Origin of the sequence: Luteimonas flava, assembly GCF_036584485.1 — a bacterium.
GTDB classification, from domain to species: Bacteria; Pseudomonadota; Gammaproteobacteria; order Xanthomonadales; family Xanthomonadaceae; genus Luteimonas; species Luteimonas flava.
Window position 1 is genome coordinate 1,124,843 of record NZ_JAZHBM010000002.1, and the last position, 19,243, is coordinate 1,144,085.

17 protein-coding genes are annotated in these 19,243 nt (G+C 67.5%); 11 read left to right on the forward strand and 6 right to left on the reverse strand.

Features of this window, described 5'->3' with window-relative positions; all coding sequences use genetic code 11:
* The first annotated feature begins 2 nt into the window (after positions 1–2).
* From V3391_RS12120 to V3391_RS12145, 6 genes are all read left to right on the forward strand, one after another.
* Complete coding sequence (locus V3391_RS12120) at positions 3–1,538, forward strand: NAD(P)H-hydrate dehydratase (protein WP_332078652.1); 1,536 nt, start codon at positions 3–5, stop codon at positions 1,536–1,538.
* Complete coding sequence (tsaE, locus tag V3391_RS12125) at positions 1,535–2,020, forward strand: tRNA (adenosine(37)-N6)-threonylcarbamoyltransferase complex ATPase subunit type 1 TsaE (RefSeq protein ID WP_332078653.1); 486 nt, start codon at positions 1,535–1,537, stop codon at positions 2,018–2,020. The genes V3391_RS12120 and tsaE overlap by 4 nt, the downstream gene beginning before the upstream one ends.
* 75 nt (positions 2,021–2,095) lie before the next feature.
* A complete protein-coding gene (locus tag V3391_RS12130; protein ID WP_332078654.1) occupies positions 2,096–3,547 on the forward strand; it encodes an N-acetylmuramoyl-L-alanine amidase in 1,452 nt (483 codons plus the stop codon).
* A gap of 77 nt (positions 3,548–3,624) precedes the next feature.
* Positions 3,625–5,457, forward strand: coding sequence for a DNA mismatch repair endonuclease MutL (gene mutL / locus V3391_RS12135; RefSeq protein ID WP_332078655.1), 1,833 nt, complete (start codon positions 3,625–3,627; stop codon positions 5,455–5,457).
* Position 5,458: 1 nt separating this feature from the next.
* Positions 5,459–6,406, forward strand: coding sequence for a DUF1684 domain-containing protein (locus tag V3391_RS12140; RefSeq protein ID WP_332078656.1), 948 nt, complete (start codon positions 5,459–5,461; stop codon positions 6,404–6,406).
* A gap of 29 nt (positions 6,407–6,435) precedes the next feature.
* Complete coding sequence (locus V3391_RS12145) at positions 6,436–7,521, forward strand: TraB/GumN family protein (protein WP_332078657.1); 1,086 nt, start codon at positions 6,436–6,438, stop codon at positions 7,519–7,521.
* Between the two features lie 12 nt (positions 7,522–7,533).
* Here the strand turns inward: V3391_RS12145 and rnfB are convergent, their stop codons facing one another.
* From rnfB to V3391_RS12165, 4 genes are all read right to left on the reverse strand, one after another.
* Positions 7,534–7,947 carry an Rnf electron transport complex subunit RnfB gene (gene rnfB, locus V3391_RS12150; RefSeq protein WP_425497243.1) on the reverse strand — a complete coding sequence of 138 codons (414 nt, stop codon included), beginning with the start codon at positions 7,945–7,947 and terminating at the stop codon, positions 7,534–7,536.
* A 58-nt stretch (positions 7,948–8,005) separates the two neighbouring features.
* Positions 8,006–10,078 carry a methionine--tRNA ligase gene (gene metG / locus V3391_RS12155; RefSeq protein ID WP_332078658.1) on the reverse strand — a complete coding sequence of 691 codons (2,073 nt, stop codon included), beginning with the start codon at positions 10,076–10,078 and terminating at the stop codon, positions 8,006–8,008.
* A gap of 328 nt (positions 10,079–10,406) precedes the next feature.
* A complete protein-coding gene (locus tag V3391_RS12160; RefSeq protein ID WP_332078749.1) occupies positions 10,407–10,832 on the reverse strand; it encodes a DUF2147 domain-containing protein in 426 nt (141 codons plus the stop codon).
* A gap of 197 nt (positions 10,833–11,029) precedes the next feature.
* Positions 11,030–13,870: a TonB-dependent receptor plug domain-containing protein gene (locus tag V3391_RS12165; protein WP_332078659.1), complete on the reverse strand. Its 2,841-nt coding sequence runs from the start codon at positions 13,868–13,870 to the stop codon at positions 11,030–11,032.
* 197 nt (positions 13,871–14,067) lie between these two features.
* Here V3391_RS12165 and apbC point away from each other — a divergent pair, with 197 nt between their 5' ends.
* The 3 genes from apbC (at position 14,068) to V3391_RS12180 (ending at position 16,118) form a co-directional block, all read left to right on the forward strand.
* Entirely contained in the window at positions 14,068–14,922 is an 855-nt protein-coding gene (gene apbC / locus V3391_RS12170) for an iron-sulfur cluster carrier protein ApbC (RefSeq protein WP_332078660.1), read from the forward strand.
* An 82-nt stretch (positions 14,923–15,004) separates the two neighbouring features.
* Positions 15,005–15,577 (forward strand): dCTP deaminase, encoded by a 573-nt coding sequence (gene dcd, locus V3391_RS12175; RefSeq protein WP_232117224.1) that lies wholly within the window; start codon positions 15,005–15,007, stop codon positions 15,575–15,577.
* Between the two features lie 31 nt (positions 15,578–15,608).
* Positions 15,609–16,118, forward strand: coding sequence for an RDD family protein (locus V3391_RS12180; protein WP_332078661.1), 510 nt, complete (start codon positions 15,609–15,611; stop codon positions 16,116–16,118).
* A gap of 1 nt (position 16,119) precedes the next feature.
* Here V3391_RS12180 and V3391_RS12185 read toward each other — a convergent pair whose 3' ends face one another.
* Positions 16,120–16,536 carry an HIT family protein gene (locus tag V3391_RS12185; RefSeq protein ID WP_332078662.1) on the reverse strand — a complete coding sequence of 139 codons (417 nt, stop codon included), beginning with the start codon at positions 16,534–16,536 and terminating at the stop codon, positions 16,120–16,122.
* Positions 16,533–17,222, reverse strand: coding sequence for a dienelactone hydrolase family protein (locus V3391_RS12190; protein WP_332078663.1), 690 nt, complete (start codon positions 17,220–17,222; stop codon positions 16,533–16,535). Before V3391_RS12190 ends, V3391_RS12185 begins: the two co-directional genes overlap by 4 nt.
* A gap of 174 nt (positions 17,223–17,396) precedes the next feature.
* Between V3391_RS12190 and rimO the strand changes: the two genes are divergently transcribed.
* Together rimO and V3391_RS12200 are read left to right on the forward strand one after the other, a co-directional pair.
* Positions 17,397–18,767 (forward strand): 30S ribosomal protein S12 methylthiotransferase RimO, encoded by a 1,371-nt coding sequence (rimO, locus tag V3391_RS12195; protein ID WP_232136919.1) that lies wholly within the window; start codon positions 17,397–17,399, stop codon positions 18,765–18,767.
* Positions 18,764–19,159: a hypothetical protein gene (locus V3391_RS12200; RefSeq protein ID WP_332078664.1), complete on the forward strand. Its 396-nt coding sequence runs from the start codon at positions 18,764–18,766 to the stop codon at positions 19,157–19,159. Before rimO ends, V3391_RS12200 begins: the two co-directional genes overlap by 4 nt.
* Positions 19,160–19,243: the final 84 nt, after the last annotated feature.

The window sequence follows — 19,243 nt, forward strand, 5'->3', positions numbered from 1 at the left end:
CGATGAGCGCTTCCTGTGCCACGCCTGCGTCCGGCGCTTCGCTGCCGGGCACCCCGCTGTTCGACGCGGCCGCGCTGCGCGCGATCGAGGCCGCGGCGCTCGCTGGCGCAGATGACACCACCGTGCTGATGCAACGGGCGGGGCAGGCCGCTTGGCGCACACTGCTCGCGCAGTGGCCACAGGCGCGGCGCATCGTCGTGGTCTGCGGGCCTGGCAACAATGGCGGCGATGGTTACGTGCTTGCGACACAGGCGCTGGCGTCGGGGCGCGACGCGGTCGTCGTCCGGCTCGCATCGCATGCACCGCGGACCGATGCGGCGCAGGCGATGTGCGCCGCGTTCGAGGCCGCCGGCGGCCGGATCCTCGTGTTCGACGGCGCGTTGCCGGCTGCCGACCTCGTCGTCGACGCGGTGTTCGGCATCGGCCTGTCGCGCGCACCCGACGACGCGACCGCTGCATTGATCGACGCGATCAACGCTGCCGGCGTGCCGGTGCTCGCATTGGATACGCCCAGCGGCCTGTCCGGCGATCGCGGCAGTGCGGACGGCGTCGCCGTGCGCGCGACGCGCACGCTGCAGTTCCTCGCGCCGCAGATCGGTCTGCAGACCGGCGATGGCCCGGATCATGCCGGTGCGCTGTCGCTGGACACCCTCGGCGTCGATGCGCGCTGCTTTGCGGACGCGCAGGCGCAGGCGCGCCGGATCGACGCGCATGATCTCGCGCACTGGCTGCGGCCGCGTCCGCGCAATGCGCACAAGGGCAGCCACGGTCGCGTGCTGTGCATCGGTGGCGATCACGGCACCGGTGGGGCAGTGCTGCTTGCCGCCGGTGCCGCGTTGCGCGCCGGCGCCGGACTGGTGGAAGTCGCCACCCAGGGCGTGCATGTCGCGCCACTGCTCGCGCGCTGGCCCGAGGCGATGGTCCGGCGCACCGACAACGTTTCGGCGCTGGCCGGCGCCCTCGAGGCCGCCGATGTCATCGCACTCGGTCCGGGCCTCGGCCAGGGCAGTTGGGGCCACGCGCTGTTCGACGAAACGCTCGACGCGGCCAGCGCTGCCGGCACGCCGCTGGTGCTCGATGCCGACGCGCTCAATCTGCTTGCCGCGCGTCCGCGCGCGTTGCCGGCGGGCGCGATACTCACCCCGCATCCGGGCGAAGCCGCGCGGTTGCTCGATTTCGATACCGCCGCGATCCAGCGCGATCGGCCGGCCGCGGTGCGCGCACTCGCCGCGCGCTGGAACGCCGTCGTCGTGCTCAAGGGCGCGGGCACCCTGGTCTGCGCGCCCGGCGGACTGCCGTGGCTCGTCGCCGCCGGCAATCCGGGCATGGCCACCGGCGGCATGGGCGATGTGCTGACCGGCGTGATCGCCGCGCTGCGCGCACAGGGACTCGACGCCGAACACGCGGCCGCCTGCGGCGCCCTGCTGCACGCCGTGGCCGGCGACACCGCCGCGCGCACGTCCGGCGAACGCGGCCTGTTGCCGGGCGACCTCATCGACGTGCTGCGCGCCTGCGCGAATCCGGAACCGAACCCATGATCCGACGCCATCTTCCCGACGACGCGGCAACCCGCCTGCTCGCCGAACTTCTCGCCGCGCATCAGCCGCGCGGCGCCGTCGTGCATCTGCAGGGCGATCTGGGCGCCGGCAAGTCCACGCTGGCGCGCGCCTGGCTGCGCGCGCTCGGCGTGACCGGCACCGTGCGCAGCCCTACCTACACCCTCGTCGAGCGCTATCCGGTCGAGGGAGGTGAGGCCCTGCATCTGGATCTGTACCGGATCGGCGATGCCGGCGAACTCGATTTTCTCGGGCTCGACGATATCGACGCCGAGCTGTGGCTCATCGAGTGGCCAGAGCGCGGCGCCGCGGCGCTGGCGCCCGCCGATCTGGAGATCCACCTGGCCATCGACGGCGCGGGCCGTTCGGTCGAACTCGTGCCCGACGGGCAGGGCGGTAACGCTTGGCTGGCCGCACTTCTCGACGATCCCCGTTTGTCGACGCTTCCTGAACCGAAACCATAGGAAGGATCTGCAGGCCACGGATTTGAAAGGGAAAACGGCTTGCAATGTTCCAAGTGCGGTGATTGACTAGCCGCCATGCGTATCCGGGGGATCAATCTGTCTCAGCTCACGTTGGCGGTCGCCCTGATCGCCGCGCTGTGCTGGAACCTTGCCTACGGTGCCGAGCTGCGCGGCGTCGACGTGCGCTCCGGTGCCACCGGCACGCGCGCCGAGCTCAAGCTCGACGCCCGCGCCGAGTATTCGGTGATCTCGCTCGCCAATCCCGACCGCCTGGTCGTCGATCTGCCCGGCACCCGTCTGCGCACGACGGCAATGCCCGCCGGCGCGGGCACGATCAAGTCCGTGCGCAGCGGCCAGCCGGTCGCCGGCACCACGCGCATCGTGTTCGACCTGTCCTCGTCGGTGAAGGCGATGCCGCCCCGGCTCGAAGACAGCCCGGACGGCCCCCGGCTCGTCATCGAATGGCCCGGCGACGGCGCGGCCGATCCGATCGCGCGGATCGCCGCCTCGACCGCGTCGACGCCTGCCGCCGGCACTGCCCCGGCTGCAGCGCCCGCGGCCGATCCTGCATTGGCCTCGAACGATGCGACCTCGCGCCTGATTTCCAGCATGGGCCCGCAGCAGGGGCCTGCGCCGTCCGCGCCCGTCGCGGCCACCGCGCAGGCTCCGGTCACGCAGTTGCCGCCCGCGCCCATTCCCACGCCGCCGCCTGCCGTGCAGCGCGAAATCGCGCCCGCGCCGCAGGTGCCGATGCCCGCAGCGGTGGGCCCCGGCATGCGTCCACTGGTCGTCGCGATCGATCCCGGACATGGCGGACGCGATCCCGGTGCCATCGGTCCGGCGGGTACGCACGAGAAGAACGTCGTGCTGGCGATCTCGCGCGAACTCGCGCGCCAGATCAACGCCACGCCAGGCATGCGCGCGCATCTGGTGCGCGACAACGACAGCTACATCGAGCTGCCGCAGCGTGCAGCGCGCGCCCGCCGGGCCAAGGCCGACATGTTCGTATCGATCCATGCCGACGCCGCGCACAACCGCGCCGCGTACGGCTCGTCGGTCTACACCCTGTCCACGCGCGGCGCGTCGTCGCAGCAGGCGCGCTGGCTGGCGGATCGCGAGAACAGCGCCGATCTGGTCGGCGGCGTGTCGCTGTCGCAGGACACGCTGTCGAACGTGCTGCTGGAAATGGCGCAGAGCGGTCACATGCGCGCCTCGCAGGATGCCGCGACGCACGTGCTCTCGGGTCTGCGCAACGTGGGCAAGACGCACAAGGCAAACGTCGAGTACGCGAATTTCTCGGTGCTGCGCAACGCCGACATGCCGGCGATGCTGGTCGAGACCGGCTTCATCTCCAACGCCGAGGAAGAGCAGCGTCTGCTCGATCCCGCGCACCAGCGCCGTCTCGCCAGCGCCGTGCTCAACGGCATCAATACCTACTTTACCGCGCAACCGCCGCCGGGCACGCTGTATGCCGCGCGCGCGGCGGCTGGGGCCGATGCGGGCGTGGCGGCCGGCGGCAGCCCCTGATCGACCGGGCCCGACGCCCGAGCCGGTATCATCCACGTTGATTCCTGCCGCGACGCGCCTGCGTCGCCGATGCCCACGTGCCGATCCGCCAGCTGCCCGACATCCTCGTCAACCAGATCGCCGCCGGCGAAGTGGTCGAACGCCCTGCGTCCGTGGTCAAGGAACTCGTCGAGAACGCGCTCGACGCCGGCGCCCTGCGCGTCGACATCGATCTCGAAGAAGGCGGCGTCCGCCTGATCCGCATCCGCGACGACGGCGGTGGCATTCCGCCCGAAGAACTGCCGCTGGCCGTGCAGCGTCACGCGACCAGCAAGATCGGTTCGCTCGACGACTTGGAAGCCGTGGCGACACTCGGCTTCCGCGGCGAGGCATTGCCGTCGATCGCATCGGTGAGCCGCTTCTCGCTGATCTCGCGCCGCGAGGACGAGGCTCACGGCTCCGCGCTGGAGGTCGAGGGCGGACGCGTGGGCGACGTCACGCCGCGCCCGCACCCGCGCGGCACGACGGTCGAAGTGCGCGATCTGTTCTACAACGTGCCCGCACGCCGCAAGTTCCTGCGCGCCGAACGCACGGAGCTCGGCCACATCGAGGAATGGCTGCGCGCGCTGGCGCTGGTGCGGCCGGATGTCGAACTGCGCATCAGCCACAACGGCAAGGCATCGCGTCGCTACAAGGGCGACGAGGATCTGTTCTCCGGCGCGCGCCTGGTCGAAACGGTCGGCCGCGAGTTCGCCGACAACGCGCTGCGCATCGATCACAGCGCCGCGGGTCTGCGCCTGCACGGCTGGATCGCCAAGCCCGCGTACTCGCGTGCGAGCGCGGATCAGCAGTACCTCTACGTCAACGGCCGCGCAATCCGCGATCGCAGCGTGGCGCACGCAGTGAAGCAGGCCTTCGCGGACGTGATGTACCACGGTCGCCAGCCGGCCTATGTGCTGTTTCTCGAACTCGATCCGACGCGCGTCGACGTCAATGTGCATCCCGCGAAGCACGAAGTGCGTTTCCGCGACGCACGGCTGATCCACGATTTCGTCTACCGCACGCTGCACGAAGCCCTGGCCGATACGCGCGCCGGGCAGACGCATCACGCGGCGGCGGATGCCGCGATGACGGCGTTCGCGGCAGTGCCGGCCTCCGGTGCCGCATCGATGCCCGACTGGTCGCGGCCGATGCCGCAGCCGAATCTGGCGTTGCGCGTGGACGAAACGCGCGCGGCCTATGCCGGGCTCTACGGACCGACGCCGGCGCAGATCGCCTCGGGCGCAGACGTGTGGACACCGTCGCCGATGGCGCCCGACGCCGCGGTCGACGAGAGCGGCGCACTGGTGCCGCCGCTCGGCTACGCGGTCGCGCAGCTGCACGGCATCTACATCCTGAGCCAGGCGGCAGACGGCATGATCGTCGTCGACATGCACGCCGCGCACGAACGCATCGGCTACGAAAAGCTCAAGACCGCACACGACGGCGAAGGCGTGCGCACGCAACCGCTGCTGGTGCCGCAGACGGTCGCGGTGTCCGAGCGCGAAGCCGATGTCGCCGAAGCCGAATCCGCGACGCTCGCCGAGCTCGGCTTCGAAGTCTCGCGCGCCGGTATCCAGTCGCTGCTGCTGCGCGGCGTGCCGGCGCTGCTCGCGCAGGGCGACACCGAAGCCCTGCTGCGCGACGTACTGACCGATCTCCGTGAGCACGGCGAGAGCCTGCGCGTGCGCTCGGCGCGCGACGAACTGCTGTCGACGATGGCCTGCCACGGCGCGGTACGCGCCAACCGGCGTTTGACGGTGCCGGAAATGAACGCCTTGTTGCGGCAGATGGAAGCCACCGAACGTTCCGGGCAATGCAATCATGGTCGTCCGACGTGGGCGCATTTCCCGCTCGCCGAGATCGACCGCTGGTTCCTGCGAGGACGCTGACATGCTGCGATGGCGCCACTGCTGCACGATCGGACTGGTGGCATTGCTGGCCGCCTGCGGCGAGACGTCCGCGCCCGAAGATCCATCCGCGCGCGCGGACGCCGCGCGACGTGACGTGATGTTCTCGGCGCAGACCCGCGTCTGGCAGGACACGCGCCGCGCGGAGCTGGTCGCGCCCGATGGCTGGCTGAGCCTGATCGGCCTGCATCGCATCGAACTGAAATCGCATTTCATCGGCAGCGGCGAGACGGCCGGCATCCGCCTGTCGATGGGGCCGGACAAGCTCGGCCTGCTGCAATCCGACGACGGCGCGTACGCGTTCACGCCCGAGCGCGGTGTCGCGGTGACGCTCGATGGCGCGCCGGTGCGCGGCCGCGTGTCGCTGCGGACCGACGCCGATGCAGCGCCCAGCGTGCTGGGATTCGACGAGGGCAAGGGTGCGCTGACGCTCATCGAACGTGGCGGATCGGCGTTCGTGCGCGCACGCCACGAAGACGCGCCCACGCGACGGCGCTTCACCGGCATCGAGTACTGGCCGACCGCGCGCGACTGGCAGGTCGATGCGGAGTTCGTGCCGGCGGCGGCCGGTGCGACGCTGCCGATCGCCAATATTCTGGGCATGGTCGAGGACACTCCGACGCCGGGCTCGGTCGCATTCGAACGCGACGGCACGCGCTACACGCTGCAGGCGATCGACGGTGGCGACGGTACGCTGTTCCTGATCTTCGCCGACCGTACCAGCGGCCACGGCAGCTACAGCGCCGGACGGTATCTCGATGCGCCGGCGCCGGGCAGCGATGGCCGGCTGCAGATCGACTTCAACCGCGCCTACAACCCGCCGTGCGCGTTCACCGCGTTCGCAACGTGTCCCCTGCCGCCAGCCGGCAACCGCCTCGATCTCGCGATTCCTGCGGGCGAGAAGGTCTACGTACCCGCGACCACGGTATGACCCCGAACTCCGAACAGGACCGCTCCCGCATGCGTCGATCCGCACCGATCCGTTTCCTCCGCTCGTGTGCCGTGGTGGTCTGCCTGCTCGCGGGCGGCGCGAGCCAGGCCGAACTGCCGTTGCTGGAGGCCCCCGCGACGCTGCTCTCGCCGGTCGTCGTGCCGGCCGATGGACGCCAGGAAACGCCTGCGATCGGCTACGGCGCGCTGGCCTCCGCACCGGTACCGCTGCTGTGGCGGGTGAGCGGCGAGCACGGCGCGCTGTATCTGCTCGGCTCGTTCCATTTCCTCACGCCTGCGGACTATCCGTTGTCGGAGGACGTTGCGCGGGTGATCTCCGGCGCAGGCGAAGTGGTGTTCGAACTCGCGGCCGAGGAACTGCATTCGCCGACGCTGGGCCTGCAGATGATGCAAGCCGGCCTGCGCAGTGACGGCAGCCAGCTCGACGACGAGCTCCCCGCGCAGACGGCCGAGCAATTGCGCGCGTGGGCGAATGCCAATGCGGCGTCGCTGCAGGGCGCAGGCGGCGCGTCCAACCTGCAGCTGTTCGAGCCTTGGTTCGTCTCGCTGCTGGTGACGACCACCGAACTCGGCCGTTTCGGCCTCGAGGCGAAGCTGGGCATGGACGCGCAACTCGCGCGTCAGGCCCAGGCCGCCGGTACGCCGACCGCCGGACTGGAATCGGCCCAGCAGCAGATCGAACTGCTCGACGGCATGGGCCGCGTCGAACAGACGCAGATGCTGCAGGAAGCGCTGGAGCAGGCGGGCGCAGGTCCTGAATCGATCCAGGCCCTGCACCAGACCTGGCGCGCCGGCAACGCGGACGCGCTGTGGCAGGAGATGGGCCTCGACATGCAGGCGCGTTTCCCGGCGCTCTACGCGCGCATCAACACCGAGCGCAACGACGCCTGGTTGCCCAAGCTCGAACAGATGCTGCAGCAGCAGGGCGACATCCTCGTCGTCGTCGGTGCACTGCACCTGGTCGGGCCCGACGGTGTCGTCGAGAAGCTCGCGGCGAAGGGGTACGCGGTCGAGCGCGTGTGTTCGGCCTGTGCGCCGGCCGATGCGACGTTGCCTGCGACGCCCGCACCGATGCAGCCCGAACCGGGCATCTGACGCTCTGGCCGTCTAGGCGGCCGCGACCATCTCGATGCAGTCCACCGGACACGCCGGCACGCACAGCGCGCAGCCGGTGCAGGCATCGACGAGCACGGTGTGCATCAGCTTCGAACCGCCGACGATCGCGTCGACCGGGCAGGCCTGGATGCATTTGGTGCAGCCGATGCAATCGGCCTCGATGACCAGCGCGACCGGCGGCGCTGCGTGGTGCTCGCCGCGTTCGCGGTCGAACGGCAGCGCAACGGTCTCGAGTGCGCGGGCGAGCGCGCGTGCGCCGGCATCGCCGCCGGGTGGACAGCGATCCACGCCTGCCTCGCCGCGTGCCATCGCGTCAGCATAGGGACGACAGCCGTCGAAGCCGCACTGGCCGCACTGGGTCTGCGGCAACAGGCGGTCGAGACGCTCGACAAGGGACGGCGGCATGCGTGGCAGTCGGCTGGGCGTGCGGGCTGGGCAGGGTTTGCGGCGATGCCGCGCCGGCTCAGCGGACCGGCATGCCCGGCTGCGCGGCGGCGTCGGCATCCAGCAGTGCGAGCGCGCCGCCGTCGAAGCCGGCCGACAGGATCATGCCCTCGCTGATGCCGAAGCGCATCTTGCGCGGGGCGAGATTGGCGATGAACACCACGTTGCGGCCGACCAGCGTGTCCGGCTCGCCGTAGCTCGCGCGGATGCCGGAGAAGATCTGGCGCGTGCCGAGATCGCCGGCGTCGAGTTCGAAGCGCAGCAGCTTGTCCGAACCGTCGACGAACTCGCAGGCGACGACCTTGCCGATGCGCAGATCGAGCTTCGCGAAATCGTCGATCGAGATGTGCGCCGGCGCATCCGCGTCAGCGGCGTTCGCGGGCGTCGCGACAGGTGATTCGACCGACTTTTTCGGTGCGGCGGGCGCGGCCGGTGGGGCGGCGAGGGTGTCCTTGGAGGCATCGGTCATGGCGTCGATCTGCTTGGGGTCGATTCGGGTGAAGAGCGGGGCATAGGGTTGGATGACGTGGCCGAGCAGCGGCGCGTCCAGCGCGGCCCACGTGTCGGCCGGCGCGGCGAAGAACGCATCGACGTCGCGCGACACGCGCGGCAGCACCGGCCGCAGCGCCGTCGCCAGCACGCGGAACAGGTTCAGGCCCTGGGTGCAGACAGCCTGCAGTTCGGCGTCGCTGCCATCCTGCTTGGCGATGACCCACGGCTTGCGGTCGTCGATGTAGCGGTTGGCCTCGTCGGCCAGCGCCATCACCTGACGCAGCACACTGGCCGGTTCGTTGCGCGCATAGGATTCGCGGATCGGCGCCAGCGCTTCGACGAAACGCGCGTAGGTCTCCGGCTCCGGCAACGCGTCGGCCAGACGGCCCTCGAAGCGCTTGCCGATGAAGCCGGCGCAGCGGCTGGCGAGGTTGACCAGCTTGCCGACCACGTCGCTGTTCACGCGCGCGATGAAGTCGCCGAGGTTGAGGTCGAGGTCATCGACACCGCCCGAGGATTTCGCCGCGAAGTAGTAGCGCAGTGCCTCGGGATCCAGGCCCTGCTCGAGATACGTGCGCGCCATGACGAAGGTGCCGCGCGACTTCGACATCTTCGCGCCGTCGACGGTCAGATAACCGTTGACGTGCAGCCGCGTCGGCGCGCGCAGCCCGGCGCCGTGCAACATCGCCGGCCAGAACAGGCCGTGGAAATTGACGATGTCCTTGCCGATGAAGTGGTGCAGTTCGGCGCCGCCCTCGGGCGCGAGCCACGCATCGAAATCCAGGCCTTCGCGTGCGCACAGCGCCTTGAAGCTGCTGAGATACCCGATCGGCGCGTCCAGCCAGACGTAGAAGAACTTGCCCGGGTGACCCGGAATCTCGAAGCCGAAATAGGGCGCATCGCGGGAGATATCCCACGCGCGCAGGCCGCCTTCGCCATCGAGCCATTCGGCCAGCTTCGCCTTGACGCCGGACACGGCGACATCGCCCGCCAGCCACTCGCGCAGGAAGGCTTCGAAATGGCCGAGCTCGAAGAAGAAGTGCTCCGACTCGCGCACTTCCGGCGTCGCGCCGCTGACCACCGAGACCGGATCGATCAGATCGCTCGGCGAGTACGTGGCGCCACAGTGTTCGCAGTTGTCGCCGTACTGGTCCGGCGTGCCGCACTTCGGGCAGATGCCCTTGACGTAGCGGTCCGGCAGGAACATGCCGCGCACCGGATCGAACAGCTGCGCGACATCGCGACGCGCGATATGACCGCCCGCGTCGAGACGTGCGTAGATCGTCTCGACCATCGTGCGATTGCCCGCCGAATGGGTCGAGTCGTAGTGATCGAAGTCCACGCCGAACGCCGCAAAATCGCGCTCGTGGCCCACCTGGATGTCCGCGATGAAGGCTTCGGGCGTCGTTCCCGCCTTCTCGGCCGCCAGCATGATCGGCGTGCCGTGCGTATCGTCAGCGCAGACGAAGCGCGCCGTGTCTCCGTCCATGCGCCGCGCCCGCACCCAGATGTCGGCCTGGATGTAGCCGACCAGATGACCGAGATGCAACGGCCCGTTCGCATAGGGCAGGGCGGTGGTGACGAGCAGCGTGCGCGACATGGGGCGAGGCTTGGAAGAGCGGGCGGAGCGGGATTATCGCATGGGGATTGGCGCAGGCTTTCGTTGGCGCCGCGGAGTCCCAAGGTCTGCCGTCAGCCGGCACAACAACGGTGATCGATGCTTTCCCGGTGATCGGGCGCCGCAGGGCATGACGGTTGCGCGATCCGCGCGCGAGGGCACGTCGCGCGCAGTGACAGGGTGCGTGGCATCGATGCAGGCCGGTGGACCTCATCGCTCTCGTCGGGGCGAGGGGACGATCTCTACCATCGGAAAAACAAAAAGGGCCCGGCAGTTGCCGGGCCTTTTATTTACATATGCGACGCCGATGTCACTCGCGCTGCCAGACCTGCTCGCGACAGATGAACGCAATGCAGCCCGACACGCCGATGCGGTTGGCATCGAGCATCTTGGCCTTGGACTTGTAGGTCTTGCCGTTGGCCGGATCGAGAATCGTGCCCCCCGACCACTCGCTACCGTCCGGCTTGAGATCCCACAGGATCGTCATGCCCGTGATCGGCTGATTCCGACGCGTGCCGCTGCATTTGTCGCAGACCGGATTCGGACCACGATCGGACTGCAGCACCTGCGCCACACGGCCACTCAGCGTACCGTTTGCCGCCTGCGTGATCTCGACGATCGACTTCACCCGACCGGTCTCGTCGTCGATGGTCTTCCAGCGGCCGACCGGGGACTGGGCGGCGGCGACCATCGACGCGAGCATCAGAGGCATCCCCACCACGGCCACCAGCCACATCTTCTTCCTGTTCAACATTTCGATCCCTCCCTCGAAGCTGCGACCAGCACAGCGCCTGCGCAGATGGCGGAGTTATAGCCGATCCGGCGATGCCTTGCGTGCCGCGGCGCGCACCGTTCAGCCGCCAGCTGCCGCGCGGTGGCAAGCAACGCAAAAAGGCCCCGCTTTCGCGGGGCCTTTGCCGATCTCAATATGGATTACTGACCGAACCGATACTTGGCCTCAAGGTAAATGGAGCGGCCGTACGGGTTGTACAGATAGTTGTTGTAGGGAGTCGTGCTGGTGCCAGGGTAATTCTGCGCCTGGAAGTCGGGAGACTTGTCGAACACGTTGTTGACCAGAACCGCGAACGTCAGATTGTCCAGGGCTCGCCAGTTCACGCTGAGGTTGTAGGTGGTGTATCCGCCCCACTTGCCTGCACGTTCGCCCGACGGGTGGACGTAGTCATAGCCACCACCCGCATAGGCGAGATAGTTCGGCGTCGAGCCGATCCGGTTGGCATACAACGTCGTGGTCCAGTCCCCTTTGTTCCACGCAACGGACGCATCGGTGCGGGTCTTCGCGAACGAGTCGTAGATCCACATCGCTTCCGGGTCACGCAACAGATCAAGTGCGTCTTCGCCCGGCTGCGTCACCAACGTGTGTTCGAGATTGTTGGTGTAGTTGGCTGCGAATGCGAAATCGCCGACCGAACCCGCGTTCAGGAGGTAGTTCGCACTTGCTGTCAGGGCGCGCAGCTTCTGGGACGCGATGTTCACCTTCGGAGTGAACACCGCATCCAACTGGCCGGTTGCACTCCGTCGGACCCAGTCGGCAACGTTGTCACACGAGGTCACCGGTGCTCCGCCCGTATCGCCTGTCTGGCAATAGTATTCGCTGAGAAGCAACTGGTCTCCGGTCAGGCGCTTGACCTCGTTGCGGATGTCCCAGCTGAAGTAATCGACCGACAGGGACAGGTTATTGAACGGTGCCCAGACGAAACCCGCATTCCAGACATCGGCAGTGATCGGCTCGAGATCGGTATTGCCCGACTGCTGGCCGAAGTACTGGACGCTGTCATAGAGGCAATCATCGGTGTCTGCAGGCGTGAAGCCATCCAGCGAACAACGGTAGTAGTCGGTGTTGTACGCGTAGTAACCGCTGACGCCCTGGAAGACGTCCGCAAGCGACGGTGCACGGAAAGCAGTGCCGTATTTGCCGCGCACGAGCAGGCTCTCAATCGGGCGGTATTCGACACCCAGGCTGTACGTCGGCTTGTCGACGGTGGTTCCGCCGATGTCGAATGCATCGTAACGACCTGCGAGGGTGACTGTCAGAGGATCGAAGACCGGCAAGCGGAGTTCGCTTGTGACGGCGTAGCGGGTGCGGCGCCCTGCGCCATTGACTGATGTCTGGCCCCAGATCTCGGATTCGAGGGTGTCGGGATCTTCGAGCATGCGTGCATCGGGCGAGTAATCCCACCCCTCGTTGCCCGCCTCTGCCACGACCGCGAAGCCGGCGTCGCCTCCGGGCAGCGAAAACAGCGAACCGTTGGTGAACTGGACATGGGCGAGGTTGTTCCAAGTCCGCGACTCGCTGTTGACGAATCCTGTGAACGATGCAAAGTCATTCGGCGAGATCGGGCTGTAGAACGCCGCGTAGTCAGGGCGGAAGATCGGATAGAAATCGTAGAACGGATCTACGCCGAGCTGCGGGCCCAGCACGTTTTCTTCGAACCAGCTGTTGATCGGGTCAGCGAAGCGAACCCAGCTGCGTTCTGTGAGCTTGTACTCCGCGCGGGACAGGTAGGCATCGTAGTCCCAGTTGCCCAGAACGCCATTGGCGCCGATCGTGACCGTGTAGGCCTTGTTGCGATCGGTGTTGAGAATGTCCTCGTAACCCCGGCCGCCGATGTCCTCAGGCGCGAATCCGCGCTGCAGGTTCACCAGCTCGCCGATATCCGGATCATAGAACGCGCCATAACTCGCGCCCGTACCCCACCACGTGTAGCCCGCGCCCGTGGCGTACTGCGTCTCTTCGTAATTGCCCAGGACCTCGGCGTAGAGCTGGGTGCCTTCGTTCAGGTCGAAGGTAGTGTAAGAGTAGAGCTGAGTGCTTTCTTTTCCGTTGCGGAGCGTGCGATAGCCCGGCGAAGCGAACGAGCCGCAATACTCGCCAAAGCCTTCGCGGGTCTGCTTTCCGGTGGTGCCGCCGAACTGGCCAGTGGTGTTGGCGCAGTCGTTGGGATCGGTGAAATAGTAGCCATTGGTGATGGCATCCAGCACCACGAAGTCACGACCAGCGATCGGCGCCGAGTAGCCACGCGTGTTGTACTCGCGCGTCAGATCACGCTGGTAACCCCAGATCGGATCACGCTGCTCGACCTGCAGGCCGAACAAAGAGCGCAGTCGACCGTCCGCGGTACCGAAACTATCAGCAAATGTGAAACGCGTGCTTGCGCCGCCGCCGTCCGGAAACCAGCCGCCGCGAACGGTGAACTCGCCGCCGTCGATGTCCTTCTTCAGGATTACGTTGACCACGCCAGCAATCGCGTCGGAGCCGTAGAGAGACGATTGGCCACCCGGCAGGATTTCGATTCGTTCCACCAGCGCAACCGGGATGCCACTGATGTTGTTGAACGTATCGGAGCCGTTGTACAGCGCCGGATAGTTGGACATCGGCCGACCGTTGATGAGGTACTTGGTGTACCCGGGGTCGAGGCTGAACATGCCTGCCGCTTCGGCGCCTTGCGTGAAGGACGCGGAAGTCTGGCCGCCTTGCAGGCCACCGGTAGAGAACGTCGACTGTTGAAGAATGTCGGCCACGCTCTGGAAGCCGCGCAGCTGGATGTCTTCTGCACTGACAACGGTGACGGGGGTAAACGTTTCGATCTGGGACTGGGGGATCAGCGATCCGGTGACGGTCACCTTGTCCAGAGTCGTCGCCTGATCGCTGCCGGACTGCGCGCTTTCCTGTGCAAATGCTGCGAAGGGGATCAACAAGGCAGTGGCGAGTGCGGACGTCAGCCGGTGCCGAGAGAGGGATTGCGATGAAATCATTGAATTTCCTATGGAGCGTGGATCTACCACGTATGAACAAAACGTTCTGTACGAACGTGCTTTTTTTTAACATCAATTTGACGTTCGTGTCACGTCTGAGTGCGGATTCGGCAAAGATTGCGGCGATGAATCCAATCGAATCGTGGTGAACTAAGCGCGTTGGGGAGACAATGGGAGCTCCGAGTACCGACCCTGCAATGACTACTCGAGTCGCTTCCCACGCCGTGCAAGGCGCGCTGCTTCCACATCCCCGCATCCGCAACATCATCGCCATCGGCTCCGGCAAGGGCGGCGTCGGCAAATCGACCACCGCGGTGAACCTCGCGCTTGCGCTCGCGGCCGAGGGCGCGCGGGTCGGGGTGCTGGACGCCGATGTGTACGGGCCGAGCATTCCGATGATGCTGGGCCTGTCGGGCAAGCCGGACAGTCCGGATGGCAAGTCGATCCTGCCTATGCATGCCCATGGCATCGAGGCGATGTCGATCGGGCTGCTGGTCGACCAGGACACGCCGATGATCTGGCGCGGGCCGATGGCGACTTCGGCACTGACGCAGTTGCTCAACGACACGCTGTGGGGTGGGGACGACGCGCTCGACTATCTGCTCGTCGATCTGCCGCCCGGAACCGGCGACATCCAGCTCACGCTGGCGCAGAAGATTCCGGTCGCCGGCGCGGTGATCGTGACCACGCCGCAGGACGTGGCAACGCTCGATGCGCGCAAGGCGCTGAAGATGTTCGAGAAGGTCGAGGTCGCGGTGCTCGGGCTGGTCGAGAACATGGCCCAGCACGTGTGCTCGAACTGCGGACACGTCGAGCATCTGTTCGGCGACGGTGGCGGCCAGCGCATGGCGACGCAGTATGGCGTGCCGTTGCTGGGCTCCTTGCCGCTGGAGATCGGCATCCGTGCGCAGGGCGATGCCGGTGTGCCGATCGTCATCGCCTCGCCGGATTCGCCTGCCGCGCAGGCCTATCGCGCCACGGCACGGCGGCTGGTGGAAGAACTCGAGAAGCGGCCGCGGGCGCCGATGTCGATTTCCGCGTCGCTGGTCTGACGGCGCTGCCGCGGCGGGGTGACGCAGGCGGGCTGGGCGGCGACAATGCGCGTCCAGGCCGCCGCGCCGCAGGAACCCCACGATGAGCATCAAGAGCGACCGCTGGATCCGCCGCATGTCCGAGCAGGGCATGATCGAGCCCTTCGAGCCGGGCCAGGTGAAGCAGGACCCCGCCGGCCAGCGCATCGTCAGCTACGGCACGTCGAGCTATGGCTACGACGTGCGCTGCTCGCGCGAGTTCAAGATCTTCACGAACATCAATTCGACGATCGTCGATCCGAAGCATTTCGATCCCGGCAGCTTCGTCGACATCGAAGCCGACGAATGCATCATTCCGCCGAATTCTTTCGCGTTGGCGCGCACGGTCGAGTACTTCCGCATCCCGCGTGACACGCTGGTCGTGTGCCTGGGCAAGAGCACGTACGCGCGCTGCGGGATCATCGTCAACGTGACCCCGCTCGAACCGGAATGGGAAGGCCACGTCACGCTGGAATTCAGCAATACGACGCCGCTGCCGGCGCGCATCTACGCCAACGAAGGTGTCGCGCAGATGCTGTTCTTCCAGTCCGATGCCGACGACGTGTGCGAGACCTCGTACAAGGATCGCGGCGGCAAGTACCAGGGCCAGCGCGGTGTGACGCTTCCGCGCACCTGATCGTTCGAACCCATCACGCAAGGACGCTGCGATGCACGAGACGAATCCCTACCAGGCGCCGACCGCGCAGCTGCAGACCGATGATGGCGAGCAGCTCGCCGAGCGCGGCACGCGTCTGGGTGCCGTGCTGATTGATGGCGTGATCGGTCTGGTCGTGGTCACGCCGGTGATGTGGCTCGGCGGCTACTGGACCGCGGTGATCGACGCGGCACAACGCGGGGAGCAGGTCGGCTTCGGCCTGCAGGCAATGTGGATGGTGATCGGCATGCTGATCTTCGCCGCGATCCACGCGTGGCCGCTGCACGTCGGCGGCCAGACCTGGGGCAAGCGCCTGCTTGGCATCCGCATCGTCACGCTCGATGGCCGTCCGGTTACGGCGCTGCGCGCGATTCTTGCGCGCTATTTTCCGATGCAGGTGGTGGGTGGCATTCCGTGCCTGGGCGCACTCGTACTGCTCGGCAGCATCTGCATGATCTTCCGCCAGGACCGGCGCTGCGGCCACGATTTCGTCGCCGGCACGCGCGTGGTCCGCGCGCGCTGAGTCAGCGCGGCAACGCGGCCTGCAACTGGCCGATGCGGGCGACGAGCTGCTCCGGCGTGTAGGGCCGAGCGGCGACGCGTCCCCAGACCGGCGCCGGCCACGCGGGATCGTCCTGTTCGCGGCCGATCACGTGCACGTGCAGCTGCTCGACCATGTTGCCGAGCGCGGCGATGTTGAGCTTGTAGGGCCGGAAAGCATCGCGCAGCAGGCGCGCGGCGATGTCGATCTCGTCGGTCAGCTGGCGACGCTGGTCGGCATCGAGATCGATCATCTCGCGCGCACCGGCGATGCGCGGCACCAGCACCAGCCATGGATAGTTGGCGTCGTCCATCAGGCGCAGCTCGCACAGCGTGAGTGTCGTCAGCGGGTGGGTGTCGTCGGCCAGTTGCGGATGCAGCGCGAAGGCGGTGTGTGTCATGGCGTCGCGTCCTGCCGCAGGGCGGCGTCGAGGAAGGCGAGGGTGGCGCGCCGTGCGGCGGCTGCGCTGGCCGCGTGGTAGTGGTCCGGGTCGACATCGCGGTTGAAGCCGTGCCCGCCCGGATGCACCAGCAGTTCGGCGTCGGGCTGCGCGCTGCGATGGCGCTCGATGTCCTCGGGCGGGATTGCGGAATCTCCGGCGCCGAACTGGAACAGCATCGGCGCCTGCAGGGGTTCGTCGAGGAACGGTACCGTGCGCGCGCCGTAATAACTGACCGCAGGCAGTGCCAGACGCGTATTGGCGAGAAAGGCCAGGGTGCCGCCCCAGCAGAAGCCGATCACGCCGATGCCGCGATGGCCTTCGGTCTGAAGCGCGACGCGGCAGGCGCGGAGGATGCCGACGGCGCGTTCGGTGCCCAGCGCGTCCACCAGTTCGCGGCCGCGGGCGAAGCCGTCGGCGTCGTAGGCGAGTTCGACATGGCGCGCGACCGGATCGAACAGTGCCGGTGCCAATGCCACGTAGCCCGCAGCCGCGTAGCCATCGGCGATGCTGCGGATGTGCGCGTTGACGCCGAAGATCTCCTGGATCACGACGATTGCGCCCAGCGCGGCAGCGCCATGGGGCGGATCCGCGCGCCAGGCGTTCACCGGTCCGGAGGGCGTGGCGAGGATGACGTCCCGGCCCATGGGGAATCCCTGTTCAGGTGGCGCCCCGAGTCTAACCGAGTCGCGAACGGCGAATCCGTGCGCCCGGTCCACGGGCGGGCCGGCGGTATACTGCGCGGCCATCGCGCGCGGGCGTCACGCCGCGCGGCCGCGATCCCAGCCGCCCTCGGCGGCCATCTCCAAGCCACGGTTCCCATGTCCGCAGCCAATCCCAAGGTCGGGTTCGTCAGCCTCGGCTGTCCGAAAGCCCTCGTCGATTCCGAACGCATCCTCACCCAGCTCCGGGTGGAGGGTTACGACATCGTACAGACCTACGACGATGCCGACGTCGTGGTCGTCAACACCTGCGGCTTCATCGATTCGGCAGTGACCGAATCGCTGGACGCGATCGGCGAGGCCATCGCCGAGAACGGCAAGGTCATCGTGACCGGCTGCCTGGGCAAGCGCGAAGCGGTGATCCGCGAGGCGCATCCGGGCGTGCTGTCGATCAGTGGCCCGCAGGACTACGGCTCGGTGATGCGCGCGGTGCATTCGGCAGCGCCGCAGACGCACAATCCCTTCATCGATCTGGTACCACGCCGCGCGGCGCTCGACGACATCGGCATCAAGCTGACGCCCAAGCACTACGCCTATCTGAAGATTTCCGAGGGCTGCAACCACCGCTGCAGCTTCTGCATCATTCCGTCGATGCGCGGCGATCTGGTCTCGCGCCCGGTCGACGACGTATTGCGCGAAGCCGAGAAGCTCGTGCGCGGCGGCGTGCGCGAACTGCTGGTGATCTCGCAGGACACCTCGGCCTATGGCGTCGACGTGCGCTACGCCGAGCGCACCTGGCGCGAGCGCCAGTACGCCACGCGCATGAAGGCGCTGTGCGAAGGATTGTCGGAGCTGGGCGTATGGACGCGTCTGCATTACGTGTATCCGTACCCGCACGTCGACGACATCATCCCGTTGATGACCGAGCGCCATGCCGACGGCATGCCGAAGCTGCTGCCGTATCTCGACGTGCCGCTGCAGCACGCCAGCCCGCGCATCCTGAAACTCATGAAGCGCCCGGGTGCGATCGACAAGACCCGCGAGCGCATCGCGCGCTGGCGCGAGATCTGCCCGGAACTGACGATCCGCAGCACCTTCATCGTCGGCTTCCCCGGCGAGACCGAGGACGATTTCCAGCAGTTGCTCGATTTCCTCGACGAGGCGCAGCTCGACCGCGTCGGCGCGTTCGCTTACTCGCCGGTGACCGGCGCGACCGCCAATGCGCTGCCCGACGCAGTGCCCGAAGAAGTGAAGCAGGAGCGCCTTGCGCGCTTCATGGAGAAGCAGGCGGAGATCTCGACCGCACGGCTCGAGGCCAAGGTCGGCACGGTGCAGATGTGCATCGTCGACATGGTCGACGGCGATCTCGCGATCGCACGCTCGATGGGCGATGCGCCCGAGATCGACGGCGTGGTGCAGATCCAGGATGGCCGCGAGGCCGACCTGCAGCCCGGCGATTTCGTCGATGTCGCGATCATGGGGAGCGACGAGCACGATCTCTACGGCGAGGTCGCGCAGGTGCTGGCGTGATCCGCCGCGCGGTGCTGCTCGCGGCCGCGTTGTGCGCGGCCGGTATCGCGCACGCCGCCGATGGACTGAGCGGCACGTATCAGCCGGCCGGCGACGCGGGCGCAGCGTTTCCCGCCGACGCGCAGCTGGTGGTGCGCGCCGAAGGTCGCGGCTGGCTGGCGATGTTCCGCGGCGAAGGTCTCGCGCTGTTGCCGCTGAGCGCGATGGAGCAGCACGGTCTGTTTCCGGACATCGGTCCCGAAGCGCGCCTGCAGTGCGCGTATTCGCGTGCGTTCCTGTTCTGCCGCGTGTCGCCGGGCACGGCGTTCCCGGACAAGAATTTCACGTCGACCACAGGGTATTTCACCGCCCTGTCGGATAACGGGATCTTCGAGATGCGTCGCGTCGATTGAGGGCAGCTGCCGCGTGCGACGTGGCTGACCGCGATCGAACGCTGTGTAGCGCGCGGGAGCTGAAACGCGCGCCTGCAGCGCCGG

Bases quoted from the DNA above. Each gene is read 5' to 3' on its own strand.
- V3391_RS12145 (WP_332078657.1), top strand. From the start codon at position 6,436: ATGCGTCGATCCGCACCGATCCGTTTCCTCCGCTCGTGTGCCGTGGTG.
- V3391_RS12160 (WP_332078749.1), bottom strand. From the start codon at position 10,832: ATGTGGCTGGTGGCCGTGGTGGGGATGCCTCTGATGCTCGCGTCGATG.
- V3391_RS12120 (WP_332078652.1), top strand. From the start codon at position 3: ATGAGCGCTTCCTGTGCCACGCCTGCGTCCGGCGCTTCGCTGCCGGGC.
- dcd (WP_232117224.1), top strand. From the start codon at position 15,005: ATGAGCATCAAGAGCGACCGCTGGATCCGCCGCATGTCCGAGCAGGGC.
- rimO (WP_232136919.1), top strand. From the start codon at position 17,397: ATGTCCGCAGCCAATCCCAAGGTCGGGTTCGTCAGCCTCGGCTGTCCG.
- metG (WP_332078658.1), bottom strand. From the start codon at position 10,078: ATGTCGCGCACGCTGCTCGTCACCACCGCCCTGCCCTATGCGAACGGG.
- V3391_RS12180 (WP_332078661.1), top strand. From the start codon at position 15,609: ATGCACGAGACGAATCCCTACCAGGCGCCGACCGCGCAGCTGCAGACC.
- rnfB (WP_425497243.1), bottom strand. From the start codon at position 7,947: ATGCCGCCGTCCCTTGTCGAGCGTCTCGACCGCCTGTTGCCGCAGACC.
- V3391_RS12165 (WP_332078659.1), bottom strand. From the start codon at position 13,870: ATGATTTCATCGCAATCCCTCTCTCGGCACCGGCTGACGTCCGCACTC.
- V3391_RS12140 (WP_332078656.1), top strand. From the start codon at position 5,459: ATGCTGCGATGGCGCCACTGCTGCACGATCGGACTGGTGGCATTGCTG.
- V3391_RS12185 (WP_332078662.1), bottom strand. From the start codon at position 16,536: ATGACACACACCGCCTTCGCGCTGCATCCGCAACTGGCCGACGACACC.
- V3391_RS12130 (WP_332078654.1), top strand. From the start codon at position 2,096: ATGCGTATCCGGGGGATCAATCTGTCTCAGCTCACGTTGGCGGTCGCC.
- apbC (WP_332078660.1), top strand. From the start codon at position 14,068: ATGACTACTCGAGTCGCTTCCCACGCCGTGCAAGGCGCGCTGCTTCCA.
- V3391_RS12190 (WP_332078663.1), bottom strand. From the start codon at position 17,222: ATGGGCCGGGACGTCATCCTCGCCACGCCCTCCGGACCGGTGAACGCC.
- tsaE (WP_332078653.1), top strand. From the start codon at position 1,535: ATGATCCGACGCCATCTTCCCGACGACGCGGCAACCCGCCTGCTCGCC.